Source organism: Micromonospora sp. NPDC002411, assembly GCF_053592955.1.
This window is the reverse complement of sequence record NZ_JBSFBM010000170.1, coordinates 1-14,182: the sequence shown is the minus strand read 5'-3', so window position 1 is coordinate 14,182 and position 14,182 is coordinate 1. Positions and strand designations below refer to the sequence as shown.

Annotated in this window: 9 protein-coding genes; 4 read left to right on the top strand and 5 right to left on the bottom strand. The window is 73.0% G+C overall.

Translation table 11 applies throughout. The features are described 5' to 3' along the window. Positions 1-1,299 (top strand): transketolase-like TK C-terminal-containing protein (locus ACWCO3_RS20340; RefSeq protein WP_450011462.1); only part of this gene is annotated, 1,299 nt, incomplete at its 5' end. 11 nt (positions 1,300-1,310) lie between these two features. Here ACWCO3_RS20340 and ACWCO3_RS20335 read toward each other — a convergent pair. The 3 genes from ACWCO3_RS20335 to ACWCO3_RS20325 all read right to left on the bottom strand — a co-directional run bounded on the left by ACWCO3_RS20335 (position 1,311) and on the right by ACWCO3_RS20325 (position 6,034). Beyond that, the gene (locus ACWCO3_RS20335) at positions 1,311-2,891 is read right to left on the bottom strand and encodes a metallophosphoesterase (RefSeq protein WP_145785163.1); all 1,581 of its coding nucleotides are present in this window, start codon (positions 2,889-2,891) and stop codon (positions 1,311-1,313) included. Positions 2,892-2,952: 61 nt separating this feature from the next. Next, positions 2,953-4,125 carry a PQQ-dependent sugar dehydrogenase gene (locus tag ACWCO3_RS20330; RefSeq protein WP_357933461.1) on the bottom strand — a complete coding sequence of 391 codons (1,173 nt, stop codon included), beginning with the start codon at positions 4,123-4,125 and terminating at the stop codon, positions 2,953-2,955. A gap of 91 nt (positions 4,126-4,216) precedes the next feature. Continuing rightward, the gene (locus ACWCO3_RS20325; protein ID WP_450011459.1) at positions 4,217-6,034 is read right to left on the bottom strand and encodes a SpoIIE family protein phosphatase; all 1,818 of its coding nucleotides are present in this window, start codon (positions 6,032-6,034) and stop codon (positions 4,217-4,219) included. A 185-nt stretch (positions 6,035-6,219) separates the two neighbouring features. On the opposite strand from ACWCO3_RS20325, the gene ACWCO3_RS20320 reads away from it, so the two are divergent. Continuing rightward, positions 6,220-7,146: a 2-hydroxyacid dehydrogenase gene (locus tag ACWCO3_RS20320; RefSeq protein WP_145785160.1), complete on the top strand. Its 927-nt coding sequence runs from the start codon at positions 6,220-6,222 to the stop codon at positions 7,144-7,146. Here the strand turns inward: ACWCO3_RS20320 and ACWCO3_RS20315 are convergent. Continuing rightward, the gene (locus ACWCO3_RS20315; RefSeq protein ID WP_450011457.1) at positions 7,140-7,532 is read right to left on the bottom strand and encodes a PH domain-containing protein; all 393 of its coding nucleotides are present in this window, start codon (positions 7,530-7,532) and stop codon (positions 7,140-7,142) included. The genes ACWCO3_RS20320 and ACWCO3_RS20315 overlap by 7 nt on opposite strands. 218 nt (positions 7,533-7,750) lie before the next feature. On the opposite strand from ACWCO3_RS20315, the gene ACWCO3_RS20310 reads away from it, so the two are divergent. Continuing rightward, positions 7,751-10,111, top strand: a complete 2,361-nt coding sequence (locus ACWCO3_RS20310; protein ID WP_450011455.1) for an EAL domain-containing protein — start codon at positions 7,751-7,753, stop codon at positions 10,109-10,111. A gap of 6 nt (positions 10,112-10,117) precedes the next feature. Here the strand turns inward: ACWCO3_RS20310 and ACWCO3_RS20305 are convergent, their stop codons facing one another. Beyond that, positions 10,118-11,137 carry a LacI family DNA-binding transcriptional regulator gene (locus tag ACWCO3_RS20305; protein ID WP_145785157.1) on the bottom strand — a complete coding sequence of 340 codons (1,020 nt, stop codon included), beginning with the start codon at positions 11,135-11,137 and terminating at the stop codon, positions 10,118-10,120. Positions 11,138-11,248: 111 nt separating this feature from the next. Here ACWCO3_RS20305 and ACWCO3_RS20300 point away from each other — a divergent pair, with 111 nt between their 5' ends. Then, entirely contained in the window at positions 11,249-13,693 is a 2,445-nt protein-coding gene (locus ACWCO3_RS20300; RefSeq protein ID WP_450011452.1) for a glycoside hydrolase family 2 protein, read from the top strand. The last annotated feature ends 489 nt before the right edge of the window (positions 13,694-14,182 follow it).

Below are 14,182 nucleotides of genomic sequence, written 5' to 3'. Positions count from 1 at the left end.
ACCGAGTGGGACCGCCTCGACCCGGCGTCACCGGCCGGCATCCGGGCCGGCGCCCGCCGGGAGGCGCTGTCCCGCGCGCCCCGCGAGCGCGCGTTGGGGGTCACCGTCCCGGAGAGCACGGGAGTACGCGCCAACAAGCCGATCTCCACGCAGGAGGTCTTCGGTCGGGTGCTGGTGGACCTGGCCCGGGACCGGGAGGTGGGTCGTTACCTGGTCACCACCGCCCCGGACGTGGCGACCTCCACCAACCTCGCCGGGTTCATCAACAAGACCGGGGTGTTCGCCCCCACCGAGCAGCGTTCCTGGACCGAGGACCGGATGCTGCGCTGGACCGAGAGCCCCGCTGGGCAGCACATCGAGCTGGGCATCTCGGAGATGAACCTGTTCCTGCTGCTGGGCCAGCTCGGCCTCTCCTGGGACCTGTCCGGGCAGCCGCTGCTGCCGGTGGGGACTGTCTACGACCCGTTCGTGCTGCGGGGCCTCGACGCGTTCCTGTACGGCACGTACTCCGGCTCCCGGTTCGTGGTGGCCGGCACCCCGTCCGGCATCACCCTGGCTCCCGAGGGCGGTGCCCACCAGTCCACCATCACCGCGTCGGTCGGCCTGGAGTTGCCCGGGGTCACCTTCCTCGAACCGGCGTACGCGGGCAGCCTCGACTGGTTGCTCTGCGACGCGCTCGGGCAGATCGCCGGTGGTTCGAGTCCGGCGGCGACGGCCGCGCCGACCGAGGACGGGGCGTACTACTTCCGGTTGAGCACCCGCCCGCTGGACCAGGCGCCGTTCGAGGCGGCCCGGGCCCGGCTCGGCGACGCGGTCCTGCGTCGGCAGGTGGTCGCCGGGGCGTACCGGCTGGTCGACGCGCACCAGGCGTACCCGCACCTGGTCGACGCCCCGGTGGTGCAACTGGCCGCCTCCGGCGCGGTGCTGCCCGAGGTGCTGGCCGCCGCGGCGGAACTGGCCGACGAGGGCGTCGCCGCACACGTGGTGGACGTGACGTCGCTGGACCGGCTCTACCGGGCCTGGCAGCGCACCTTGCGGCAGGGTGTGCGGACGGCCACGGTGCCGAGTGTGCCGGGCGCGCTGCGGTCCGCGTTCGCCGACCGGGTGCCGGTGGTGACAGTGCACGACGCGGCGTCGCACGCGATGGCCTGGCTCGGGTCGGCGGTCGGGGCACCGGCGGTGCCGCTCGGGGTGGACGAGTTCGGCCAGTCCGGCACCGTCGCGGAGCTGTACGAGTTGCACGACCTGCTGCCCGGCAGCATCGTCAACGCGGCACTGGCCGCCATCGCCCTGCGCTGACCGCCCCGCCCTCAGCCCGTGGGGGTCGGTGTCGGTGTCGGGGTGCCCGAGGGGGGCGCTCCGGCGGTCGGGTTCTCCACCAGGCGTCGTTCCAGGTTGACCTGGGCCTGCCCGGTGCCGCCGACGGTGATGGTGTCGTACGCCTGGAGCATCTTCTGCTGGTCGAAGTAGAGCACGCTCATCGACAGCGGGGTGGGCTTCTCACCCTCCAGGCCGCGCAGCCCGGCACCGCCGGTCGAGCCCTCCACCATCAGCGTGGTGGGCTGCTGCCCCGGCGCCTGCGGCAGCTTGGACACCTGCCGGGAGTGGGTGTGCCCGGCCAGCACCAGCGGGCAGGTGCCGGAGAGTGGGCCGGCCGACGCCGGGTCGTGCACGAGTGCGATGTTGACCGGTCGCGGTGAGGCGCGGACCGTCGCGGCGAGATCGATGCCGGCGCCGACCACCTGGTCCGCCACCTGCGGGGTTAGCCCGCTGCCCGCCGGGGAGGTGTTCTTGTCCGGGGTGAAGCGCGGGTCGCCGATGCCGGCGATGGTCAGGCCGGCGACTGTCGTCGTGGAGTTGTCCAACACGATGGCGTTCGACTGCCGGGCCACCGCGGCGGCGGTCTTGCCGGAGTCGTGGTTGCCCCGGATGAACACGTACGGCTTCTTGAGCAGGCTGATCGAACCGACGAAGGACGCCTCCGGTTCGCTGCCCCAGTCGGTGATGTCCCCGGTGTCGATCACCACGTCGATGCCGAACTGCTCCACGACGGTGCGGATCAGCTGCCAACCGGTCGGGTTGAGGTGCATGTCGGAGACGTGCAGGACACGGGTGGTGCCCGGGGCCGGCTCGTACACCGGTAGCGCGGACACCGTGGTGTAGAGCTGGCTGACGTTGCCGACCAGGCGTTGCAGCTGCTCGGCGTACTTCGTGTAGTCGTTGGCGATCCGGCGGGCGTCACCGACGATGGCGGGCGCGTTGACCAGCAGCCCCTCGTAGCGTGGTTCCTCGATCGCCTGTGGGCGCAGGGTGGCCGCCGCCGTGCCGAGGCTGCCGGCGGTGAACAGCAGCGCCAGCCCGCCCGCCCAGGCCGTCCGCCGGGAGTTCCGGAAGATCAACCCGGCCAGGATCAGGGTGACGAGCAGCGACGCGCCGAGAGTCCGCAGGCCGAGTCGCATGATGCCGGAGCGGACGTCCTCCACCGCGCTCTGGCTCGCCCGGCTGATGCTGGCGGGGTCGTCGAGCAGCGCTTCGGTGCGGCCCTGGTCGAGTGCGCCGAGCCGCACGGTGAGGTGGGTCGGCCCGTCATGGCTGTCGAGCAGCAGTGCCCCGAGCGGTGGGATGTCGACGGTGGTGCCGCCGTCCCGGGCGGGGGAGATGCTGAGGTTGGCCCGGAACGGGCCGATGTCGGTGTCCACCCGACCGCCGGCCAGCACCCCGAGCACCGCCCCGGCCAGGGCGACGGCGAGGACGGCGCCGATCAGCCCGATGCGGCGCAGCGGCCCGGCCAGCGCTGCCCACCGGCCGTTCGGGCGCGGCAGATCGCCGCCGGCAGCCGGGGCGTCCCGGTCGTCGGCGTCGTCGTGCTGCTCGTCGCGTTGCCCGTCCATGCTGAAATTCTGACCTGCCCGTCGGAAGATCTTGGCAAACCTGAACGGATCGTGACGAACGTCAGCTGCGTCCGCCGTCACCGCCGGCGAAGACCACCCGCAGGAGTCGGTCGTCGTCACCGGCCGGGTCACCCCGCCCGTCGTGGTTGGAGGTGCCCACCCAGAGCGACCCGTCCGGTGCGGCAGCCACCGCGCGCAGTCGGCCGTACCGGTTGGTGAGCAGCTCGGTGGGCTGGCCGAGCAGCGTACCCGTGTCGGTCAACTCCATCACCCAGAGGCGCTTGCCCCGCAGGCAACCGGCGACCAGCAGCTGGTCAGCGGCGGCCAGACCGGAGCAGGACGCGTCCGAGGTCGCCCACTGCGTGATCGGGTCGGTGAAACGCCTGTCGCCGGCCCGCCCCTCGACCTCCGGCCAACCGTAGTTGCCGCCCTTGGTGATCTGGTTGATCTCGTCCCACGTGTTCTGGCCGAACTCGACGGCGTACATCCGCTTGGCCGCGTCCCAGGTGAAGCCCTGGACGTTGCGGTGGCCCAGGGACCAGACCGGGGATCCGGGGTACGGGTTGCCGGCAGAGGGTTTGCCGTCCGGTGTGATCCGGAGGATCTTGCCGCCGAGGCTCTTCACGTCCTGCGAGAGGGGTCGCTCGCCCGCGTCGCCCGTGCTGACGTAGAGCTGCCCGTCGGGGCCGAAGCCCAACCCGCCGCCGTTGTGCACGTTGGCCTTGGGAATGCCGGTCAGGATCGGGGTGGGCTGACCACCGAGTTCCAGCCGGGCGACCCGGTTGTCCTGCGCGGACGTGTAGTAGACGAAGACCGACCGGTCCTGGGCGTAGTTCGGGGAGACGGCGATGCCGAGAAGGCCGCCCTCGCCGGCCGCCGCCACGTCGGGGATCGTCTGTGCCGGCCGGACCCGCAGCCCGTCCGGCCCGGACTCCGGGCCGACCTGGAGGATCCGACCGTTGTCCCGTTCGGTGACCAGCGCGCCACCGTCGGGCAGGAAGGCTATGCCCCACGGCACCCGCAGACCCTTGGCCAGGACTGTCGTCACCGCCTGCCTGGCGGCGCCGCCGGGGCTCGCCGACGTGGACGGCGTCGGCAGGTTGGGCGGCTCGCCGGCCGGGTCGGGCTCCGGCTCGCCGAAGCTGCAACCTGAGGCGAGCAGCAGCGCCGCGCAGGACGCTGCGAGGGCCACCCGGAGGCGGCGGACGCGAGGGTACGGGGGACGGGCTCTCACCCGGCCCAGGGTAGCCCGCCGGACGGCCCGGTCGGGCCCGTCACGATTCGACGGGTGTCGGTGACCGGGCCGAAGGTCCCCGGTGGACCACTCACCGTGCCCGTACGGCCAACAGCGCGGTGTCGTCCTCACGGCCGTGGACCGAGGCGAGCAGCAGGTCGCACACCTCGTCGAGGGGCAGCGTGTCGGTGCCGGTCAGCCGGCCCACCAGCTCGGCCAGTCCCTCGTCGATGGACCGGTCCCGACGCTCGATCAGCCCGTCGGTGTAGAGCAACAGGGTGTCGCCCGAGGCCAGGCTGGAAGGCTTACTGGTCCGCTGCGACGACCGGGCCAGGCCGAGCAGCGGCTCCGGCGCCGCCTCAAGGACCTCCACCGTCCCGCCGGCACGGACCACCACGGCCGGTGGGTGCCCGGCGTTGGACCAGGTCACCTCGTGGACGCCGGCGACCTTTGGGCAGATCCGGACCAGCGTCGCGGTGGCCGCGATCGGCAGCCGCAGGCCGCGGATCGCGGCGTCCAGGTCACTCATCAGCGCCCCGACACCGTCGGGCCGGCCGAAGGCGTTGCCCCGCACCAGGTTGCGCAGCTGGCCCATCGCCGCCGCCGCCTCGATGTCGTGCCCTGCGACGTCACCGATGGTGGCGATCACGTCGCCGTCGGGCTGGACGAACGCGTCGTACCAGTCACCGCCCACCTCCACCTGGTCGGCGGCCGGCTGGTAGCGGGCCGTCAGCTCCAGCTCCGGCACGTTCGGGAGTTTAGGCAGCATGCTGTGTTGCAGGACCTCGGCGACGTGCCGCTGCTCGCCGTACATCGAGCTGTTGCTGACGGCCTGGCCGGCGCGGCGGCCGATCTCGACCGCGGTGAGCAGGTCACGGTCGTCGAACTGCTGACGCTCCGCGCTGTTGACGAGGGTGATCGCCCCGAGCACGGTGCCGCCGACGCCGCGTACCGGCACGCTCAGGTAGGAGGCGATGCCGAGACGAGCGGCGATCGACACCATCTCCGGGTCGTTGGTGCCCCTCGCCACGTCGGCCAGGGACGCCACGCTGCCGAGTTGGGGCTGGCCGGTCCGGAGGACCGACCGGATGATCGACGCCGGGCTCAGCCCGGTGCGCAGCAGCTCACCGAAGCGTTCGACGTCGGCGGTGCGGGTCGGGTCGTGGTGCACCGAGACCACCTCGCGGGGCTGGCCGGTCGGCCCGACCAGGGTGAGCAGGCACCAGTCGGCCAGCGGCGGCACCATGCTGGCGGCGAGCCGGCGCAACGCGGTGCTCACGTCGAGTGTGTCGGCCAGCGTCTCGCTCACCCCCGCCACCAGCTCCAACCGTTCGTGCGCCTGCACGACCCGCCGCTGTGCCTCCCGCGCGCCGTCGAGAGCGATCCGCAGCCGCAGCTCCGACGAGCACGCGGCGGCCAGGTCGGCCAGTGTCCGCAGTTGGGCGCTGGTCCACGCGCGGGGCTTGTTGTCGATGGCGCACAGCGAGCCGAGCACCCGGCCGGAGAGGTCGGTGAGCGGCATCCCGGCGTACGCGACCACACCGAGGTCGTCGATGGCCAGATTGTCCCGGACGCGCGGGTAGAGCCGGGCGTCCGGAAGCACCATCGGCACCTCGATGTCCACGACGTGCTGGCAGAACGAGTGGCTCAGCGGGGTCTGCCGGCGCTGCGACCAGGGTTCCGGCAACCCGACCGCGCCCGGAAAGAACTGCCGGTCGGCGGAGACCAGGGAAACCAGCGCCACCGGTACGTCCAGCAGGTCGCTGACCAGCCGGGCGAACCTGTCGAACGCCTCGTCCGGGACGGCGTCCAGCCCGGTGTCGTGGAGCGCACGCAGTCGCGCCGCGTCGCCGAGCGCCGGAGGCGGCACGCTCGAACGCCGGGCGGTGGCGGGGGAGCCGTCGGTCATCGAGCACCTGTCTGCCGGGGTGGAGGACGACGGCCCTCCGGGCTTTCGTTATACCTCGGCCAGGCCGGAGTCGAACATCGGTGTGCTGAGTCTCGCCCGCCCCGGCGGCGCGCGCCATCCCCCGGGACGCCGGATCGTCGCCGTGCCCACGCGGGCCGCCGCGCCGGGGACTATCGTCGGCGGACGTGAAGGTATGGATCCCGCACCAGGCCGGCGTGAACCTCATGGGCGAGCTGCCCCCGGACGTGACGGTGGAGGTGTTCGAGCACGCCGACCGGATGCCGTCCGACCCCGCCGACGTCCGCGTCTGGGTGCCACCGTTCCTGGGCGGCTCGGACGGGACGGCGTTGCTGCGGGAGCTGCCCGATGTGGCGGTGGTGCAGCTGCTCTCCGCCGGAGCGGACGCCTGGGCCGGCCGGACACCGCCGGGTGTCACGCTCTGCGATGCCAGGGGAGTGCACGACCCGTCCACCGCCGAGTGGGTCGTCACGGCGATCCTCGCCCAGTTGCGGGCGTTCCCGGCGTTCGTCCGGGCGCAGGCCGAGCGACGCTGGGCGTACGACGGGAACACCCCCACCGACGAGCTGACCGGCAAGCGGGTGCTCATCGTCGGGGCCGGGTCGATCGGCACCGCGGTGCGGGACCGGCTCGCCCCGTTCGAGGTGAGTTTCACGCTCGTCGCGCGGACCGCCCGTCCGGAGCAGGGGGTGTACGGCGTGGAGGAGCTGCCCCGGCTGCTGCCCGACGCCGACGTGGTGGTGGTGATCGTGCCGCTCACCGACCAGACCCGTGGCCTCATCGACAAGGACTTCCTCGCCGCGATGCCGGACGGGGCTCTGCTGGTCAACGCCGCCCGAGGGCCGGTGGCCCACACCGAGGCGCTCGTCGCCGAGCTGGCCACCGGTCGGATCGCGGCCGCGCTGGACGTCACCGACCCGGAGCCGTTGCCCGCCGACTCGCCGCTCTGGGCGATGCCCAACGTGTTGCTCACCCCGCACGTGGCCGGGTCGGTGCGAGGTCTGCTGCCGCGCGCCTACCGATTGGTCGGTGACCAGGTGCGTCGTTTCGCCGCCGGGCAGCCGCTGATCAACACGGTGGTCGACGGTTACTGACCGGGCGTCTCGGCCGTGGTGTGCGGCAGCGCCTGGCCGGTGGCGGACACCAGCCGGGGCAGGTCCACGCCGCGTACCGCCGGCAGGCTGACCTGCTGACCGTCGTCGAGCCGGGCGACCGCCCGCCCGCGCTCGTCGGTGACCAGCTCGATGACCTGGTCCCAGGTGATCCGGCGCTGCCCGGCCAACGCCCGTACGCGCAGCCCTTCGGCGTCGGCGTCGGTGCCGGCCCGCCAGGCCCAGACCGCGACGGCGAGCGGCACGAGCAGCACCGGCAGAAGGTAGGACCGGGCGTTGGCCAGCGGCAGGGCGCCGATGAAGGCGATGACCGCGGCGACCAGGATGGCTTGGTTGTGCCGGAAGCGGACCGTGTCGGGCTTACTCACCCTCCGATGATCCCACCCCCGGCCGGTCCGGCTCGCGGCGGGCGGTGCCAGCACTGTGCGGTACGCCGTACAGTGACACAGGTCATTGTCTCCTCCAGGTGACCGGCACGTAACCGATCTGGCCGCCGATCGTTGCCACTTGTTGAGCAGCGGACCCGCAACGTCCGATGCCCCGCACCGTCGTACCGCCCCCGTGCCCCCTCACGAAGGCGACCGCTGTGCTCCTCGCGTACCCGTTCCGCGTTCTCGTCCCCCGCCGGGCGGCGCCGGAGGCCGCCACGTCCACGGCGGTGACGCTGCTCCTTCTCGCCGGTGCCTTGGGCCTGGTTCCGACCCCGGTGGTGGTCGCGCTGGCCGTCGGTGCCGGCGCCACGGTCGCCGGGGTACGACTCTCCCGGCTGGCCGGCCGACACTCCGCCGATCCGTCGCCGCGTGTGGCGAGCGTGCTGCTCGACGCGGCGGTGGTGACCGCCGGTCTCACCGCCGTCGTGCTGCCGTTGGCCGCCCTCGGGCTGAGCTTCGCCGTGCTGGTCGGGTCGCTGGTCGTGGCGGCCCTCTCGGTGTGCGGTCTCCGTCGCCTGCCTGGCCGGACGCGTCCGTCGCCCGGGGTCCGGCTGCGCCGGCTGGTCGAGTCGGGCGGCCCAGCAGTCGCTCTGGCTCTCACCGGTTGGCTGCTGCTCCCGCGCGACGGCCTGTCCGATCCGGCTCGGCTGGTCACCGCGTTGGCGGTCGGCGGGCTGGGCATGGCCGCGCTGGACGCGTTCTCCGGGCCACGGCGACACTCGGGCGCGGCGGTCTGTCGGGGCGGTGTCCTCCTCACTCTGGGCGGGTTGGTGCTGCTGGCCGCGCTGCCGTCCGCGCCGGCGGGCCGGGCGGCCCTGCTGGCCGTACCCCCGTTGGTGTTCGGGATGCTGCTCGTCGCGGTCGGTGCGGATGTCGCTGTGGACGCCGGTGCCGCGGAGCCGGCGCAGCCGGTCGCCGCAGCCTGGCCCCGGGCGGTGCTCCCGGCGGCGATGCTGCTCCTGGCGGCGGGCCTGCACCTGGCCGCTGGCCTCGCTCCCGACCGGACGAGCGTGGTGCTGGCCCTGGCGGCGGTGCCGCCCCTGATGGTGCGCGAGCTGCTGCGGGCGGGTGAGGCGTCCACCATCGAACGGCGTGCCGCACACCGCCGCGGTGCCGGTCGTGGTGTCCGGCACCGCGCGGAGCAACCGCGCTGGCTGGGCAGGTCGGAGCTGCCACCCGCCCCGCCCGCGCGCGTCGATGACCCGACCACGGCGAGTGCTGCCTGGCAGCCCGGTGCGGCCTGGCCGGAGTTCGACCGGCGGCCCGGCCCGGCGGGAGGCGGTGGTCCGGGTGACCGGGCGGCCCTGCTGGACGCCCTGGCAGCGATCGGTGACGTCCCGGAGCCGAGCGGGGCGCTGCTGCTTGTGGACCTGCACGGCACCGATTCGATCGGCCCGACGGCCCGGGAGGACGTGCTGGCCGAGGCGGTGCATCGCGCCCGCGCGGTCATCGCCCCCGAGGACCTGGTGACCGGGTGCACGGGCTCCGGCTTCGCAGTGGTCACGGCCGCCGGTCCGGTGCTGGCGTACGCGCTGGGCACCCGCCTGCTGAGCGCGCTCAGCCCGCCCTATTCGCTGCCCGGCGCCGTGCTGCGCGTGCAGACGAGCATCGGGCTGGCCGAGGTGCGCGGGGCCGGGCCGGCGGACGTGCTCCGTCAGGCCGAGCTGGCCCGCCGCCGGGCGGTGCAGTTGGGCCGGGACCGCGTCGAGTGGTACGACGCGTTCCTGGAGGAGCAGCTGGTCCGCCGGCTCGACCTGGAACGCGAGCTGCCCGGTGCGGTGGCGCGCGGCGAGTTGGACCTCGTCTACCAGCCGGTGCTCGACCTGGCCGACGGGCAGCCGGTGGGCGCGGAGGCTCTGCTGCGGTGGCGGAGCCCGGTGCTCGGCACGGTACTTCCGGCCGAGCTGCTGCCGGTCGCGGAGGACCTGGACCTGGTCGGCGAGCTGGAATGGTGGGTTCTGGACCGGGCCTGCCGGCAGTTGTCCAACTGGTCGGTCGGCGTCCGGGAGCTGTGGATGGCGGTGAACGTGACGACCCGGGAGCTGACCACCCCCGACTTCGTGCAGCGGGCGGCGGCCGTGCTGGCCGCGTACGGGGTGCCGCCGGAGCGGCTCGTGGTGGAGGTGAGCGAGCCGCGGGTCGCCGCCGACCTGGCGACGGTGGTGGCCCGGCTGGCCGGACTGCGGTCGTTGGGCGTACGCACCGCATTGGACGACTTCCGGGCCGAACACGCCTCGCTGGCGCAGCTTCGCCGGCTGCCGATCGACCTGTTGAAGGTGGGCCCGGAGTTGGTGGGCGCGCGGTCGGACGGGCAGCCGCCGTTGATCGACGTGGTGGTCAACGTCGGCGAGCGGCTGGGCGTGGAGATCGTCGCGGAGGAGTTGGAGTTCCCGACCCAGGTGGAGGGGGCCCGCCGGGGTGGCTGCCGGTTCGGGCAGGGGTTCGCGCTGGCCCGACCGGCGACGGCCGAGCGGGTCGAGGCGTACTTCGAGGAGTTCCCCTCAGCGTCTCGCTGAACCGGTTCATCTCTCCCGGGGTGGTGCGGTGCTGCCGCGCGGTGTCAGGTGGGGCGTCTCGTCCTCCACCCGGCCGGCCGGCTCCCCGCCGATGACGGCGAGAAGGTGGCGCGCGGCGTGCGCCCCGTACGCGGCGATGTCCCGGCCCAGCGCGGTCAGCGGTGGGTGCACCAGGCGGCACAGCGGCGAGTCGTCCCAGGCCACGATGGACAGGTCGGTGGGCACGGTGAGCCCCATCTCCTGGGCCACGGAGAGCCCGGCGACGGCCATCACATCGTTGTCGTAGATGACCGCTGTGGGCCGCTGGGCGGAGCTGAGCAACCGGCGGGTGGCCCGGCCGCCCTCCTCGCCGGTGTAGTCGGACGAGACGGTCACGGCGTCGGCCAGGCCGAGCCGCCGGCAGACCGCCGTGAAGGCCTCGGTGCGGATCTCGGTGTGCCGCAGGTCGGGCAGGCCACCGACCCGGGCGATCCGCCGGTGCCCGAGCGCGACGAGGTACTCCACCGCCTCGGTCAGAGCGGCGGCGTCGTCGGACCAGAGGCTGGCCAGCGCGCCCGTTCCGCCAGGCCCGCCGATCACCACCGCCGGCAGTTGCAGTTGCTCCAGCGCGGGGATGCGGCGGTCCTGGCTCCGCAGGTCGCAGACGAGCACCCCGTCCACCCGACGTTCGCCCCACCAGCGCCGGTAGACCGCGATCTCGGCGTCGTGGTCGGTGACCACCTGGAGGGTCAGCGCGTACGAGCGGGCGGAAAGTTCGGCCTCGACACCGCTGATCAGCGCCATGAAGAACGGCTCGACCCCGAGTGTCCGCGCCGGTCGGCACAGGGCCAGACCGACCGCCCCGGCGGTGGCGGCGGAGAGGGCGCGGGCGGCGCTGCTCGGGCTGAACCCGATCTCCGTGGCGATGGTCAGGATCCGCTGCCGGGTGGCTTCGGAGACGCCGGGCTGGCCGTTGAGCGCGTACGACACCGCACCCTTGGACACCCCGGCGCGTCGGGCGACGTCGGCGATTGTCGGCCGCTTCACCGGCGTGCTCCTTCGCTTTCCGGCCGTTGACAGCCCCAATTCCGGACCGTACGGTGGCTCAGCTTATCCGGTTCAGTCAACGTCTTTCGATGCAGAAGGTGCGGTGAAGTCGTGAGCCGACAGGCACTCTACGACGGTTGGACGCTGCGCGCGGCCCGCGCAGCGGAGGTGCCGGCCGAGATCGCCGGACGGGCCGTGCCGGCGACAGTGCCCGGCTGCGTGCACACCGACCTGCTCGACGCCGGGCTGATCCCCGATCCCTACCTCGACGACAACGAGCTGGCGCTGGCCTGGATCGGGCGCACCGACTGGACGTACCAGACGACCTTCCGGCCGCCATCCGGCGACCACGACCGGGTCGACCTGGTCTGCGCCGGCCTGGACACCGTCGCCACCATCACCGTCAACGGGGTCGAGGTGGGCCGCACCGAGAACATGCACCGTGGCTACCGGTTCGACGTCCGGTCGCTGCTGCGCGACGGCGACAACGACCTGGTCGTCGCGTTCGACTCCGCGTACCGCTACGCCGAGGCGCAGCAGGAGCGACTCGGCGACCGGCCGAACGCCTACCCGGAGCCGTTCCACTTCATCCGCAAGATGGCCTGCAACTTCGGCTGGGACTGGGGTCCGACACTGGTCACGGCCGGCATCTGGCAGGACATCGGCCTACACGCCTGGTCCACCGCCCGGCTGGCCACCGTCCGCCCACTGGTCACCATGGACGGTGGCGACGGCCGGGTGGAGGTGCACGTCGAGGTCGAACGGGCCGCGGACGTCCCACTGACCATCCGGGCCGCCGTCGCCGGCGTCCACGCCGACGTGGTCGTCCCCGCCGGCCACCGCACGGCCGTGCTGACCCTCACCGTCCGCGAGCCCGCGCTCTGGTGGCCCCGGGGGTACGGCGACCAGGCGCGCCACCCGATCGAGGTGACAGTGCACGCGCCGGACGGCGACACCCTGGACACCTGGTCGCACCGGATCGGCTTCCGCTCGGTCCGCCTGGACACCACGCCCGACGAGCACGGCACCCCGTTCGCGTTGTCGGTCAACGACGTCCCGGTCTTCGTCCGAGGGGTCAACTGGATCCCCGACGACGTGTTCCCCAACCGGGTCACCCGCGACCGGTTGGCCGAGCGGTTCGACCAGGCGGTTGGGGCTAACGTCAACCTGCTGCGGGTCTGGGGCGGCGGCCGGTACGAGTCGGCGGACTTCTACGACCTCGCCGACGAGCGTGGCCTGCTCGTCCAGCAGGACTTCCTCTTCGCCTGCGCCGCCTACCCGGAGGAGGAACCCTTCGGCAGCGAGGTCGCCGCCGAGGCCGCCGAGCAGGTGACCCGTCTGTCGCCGTACCCGTCGCTGGTGCTCTGGGCCGGCAACAACGAGAACATCTGGGGCTGGCACGACTGGGACTGGCAACAGCCCCTCGACGGAAGAACCTGGGGGCGCGGCTACTACCTCGACGTGCTGCCCCGGATCGTCGGAGACCTGGACCCCACCCGCCCGTACTGGCCGGGCAGCCCCTGGTCGGGCACCGAGGCCATCCACCCCAACGACCCGGCGCACGGCACCACCCACATCTGGGACGTGTGGAACACCGACGACTACACAAAATACCGGGAGTACGTGCCGCGCTTCGTCGCCGAGTTCGGCTACCAGGCCCCACCGGCGTACGCCACACTGCGCCGGGCGCTGAGCGACGAACCCCTCGCTCACAACTCACCGGGCATGGCACACCACCAGAAGGCGGCCGACGGTGACGCCAAACTCCAACGCGGCATGGACGCGCACCTGCCCGCCCCGGCGGACTTCGACGACTGGCACTACCTGACGCAGCTCAACCAGGCCCGAGCGATCCAACTCGGGGTGGAGCACTTCCGCTCCCACCGGGACGTCTGCGCCGGCACCATCGTGTGGCAGCTCAACGACTGCTGGCCGGTGACCTCCTGGTCGGCCGTCGACGGCGACGGCCGACGCAAACCCCTGTGGTACGCGCTGCGCCACGCGTACGCCGACCGTCTCCTCACCGTGCAACCGCGCGACGGTGGTCTGGCCCTGGTGGCGGTCAACGAGACCGCCGAGGCGTGGGCCGTGCCGGCCGCGGTCACCCGGTTCACGGTCACCGGGGAGCCGAGGGCGAAGACCTCGGTCGACCTCGACGTACCGGCGTACTCCTCGGTGGTGCTGCCGCTGCCGGCGGACCTGGTCCGGCCGGACGACGACCGCCGCGAGTTGCTGGTCGCGGAGGCCGGCGACACCGCGGAGCGCGCCCTGTGGTTCTTCGCCGAGGACCGGGACGTGGACTGGCCCGCGGCGGCGTGGGACGCGACGGTCGAGCCGGTCGACGGTGGGCAGCGGGTCCGGGTCACCGCCCGCACGGTGCTGCGCGACCTGACGCTCTTCCCGGACCGGCTGGATCCCTCGGCCACTGTGGACATTGCGCTGGTCACCCTGCTGCCGGGAGAGTCGACGACGTTCACGGTCCGGGCTTCTGGTCCGCTGGACACCGCTGCGCTGACCGCCCGGCCGGTGCTGCGCTGCGTCAACGACATCCGCTGACTGCTGAGCCGAGTCTGCACGCCACCGCGAGGTTGAGAGCCCGACCATGCCAGCCTTGATCAACACCATTTCGCCGATGTCGCGGTATCCACGCGTGCGGGATACGGCGACATCGGCGATCTCGTGATGATCGAGCGCGTGCTCCCGTCGGGTGCAGGCGATGCGGCCCGCCCCGGGCTGAAAGTCGGCGTCGGGCACCCGCTCACGTCGCGCTCTCCAACTTGCGGGCGCCCTCTGCCGAGAGATCCGCGCAACATCCCTGATGTTGCTGCCTCCGGCGCGCCGCAAGCAGCAACATCAGGGATGTTGCTCGGATCTTGGCGCTGGGGCGCTGGGGCGCTGGGGCGCTGGGTCGGGTCGACCCGGCCGGACTGGTTGCGACGTTGCGGTGGTCGCGGGGCTGGCGGCGTCCATCCCGATCGGCGTCGCCATCAACCTCGTCACCGGTTAGGGCTGATCGAGCGGTGGGCGTGACGGAGGGCGAAGAGC

What these genes read in the sequence shown, in the direction of transcription:
- ACWCO3_RS20335 (WP_145785163.1), bottom strand. Translation starts at nt 2,891, where the DNA reads ATGGACGGGCAACGCGACGAGCAGCACGACGACGCCGACGACCGGGAC.
- ACWCO3_RS20325 (WP_450011459.1), bottom strand. Translation starts at nt 6,034, where the DNA reads ATGACCGACGGCTCCCCCGCCACCGCCCGGCGTTCGAGCGTGCCGCCT.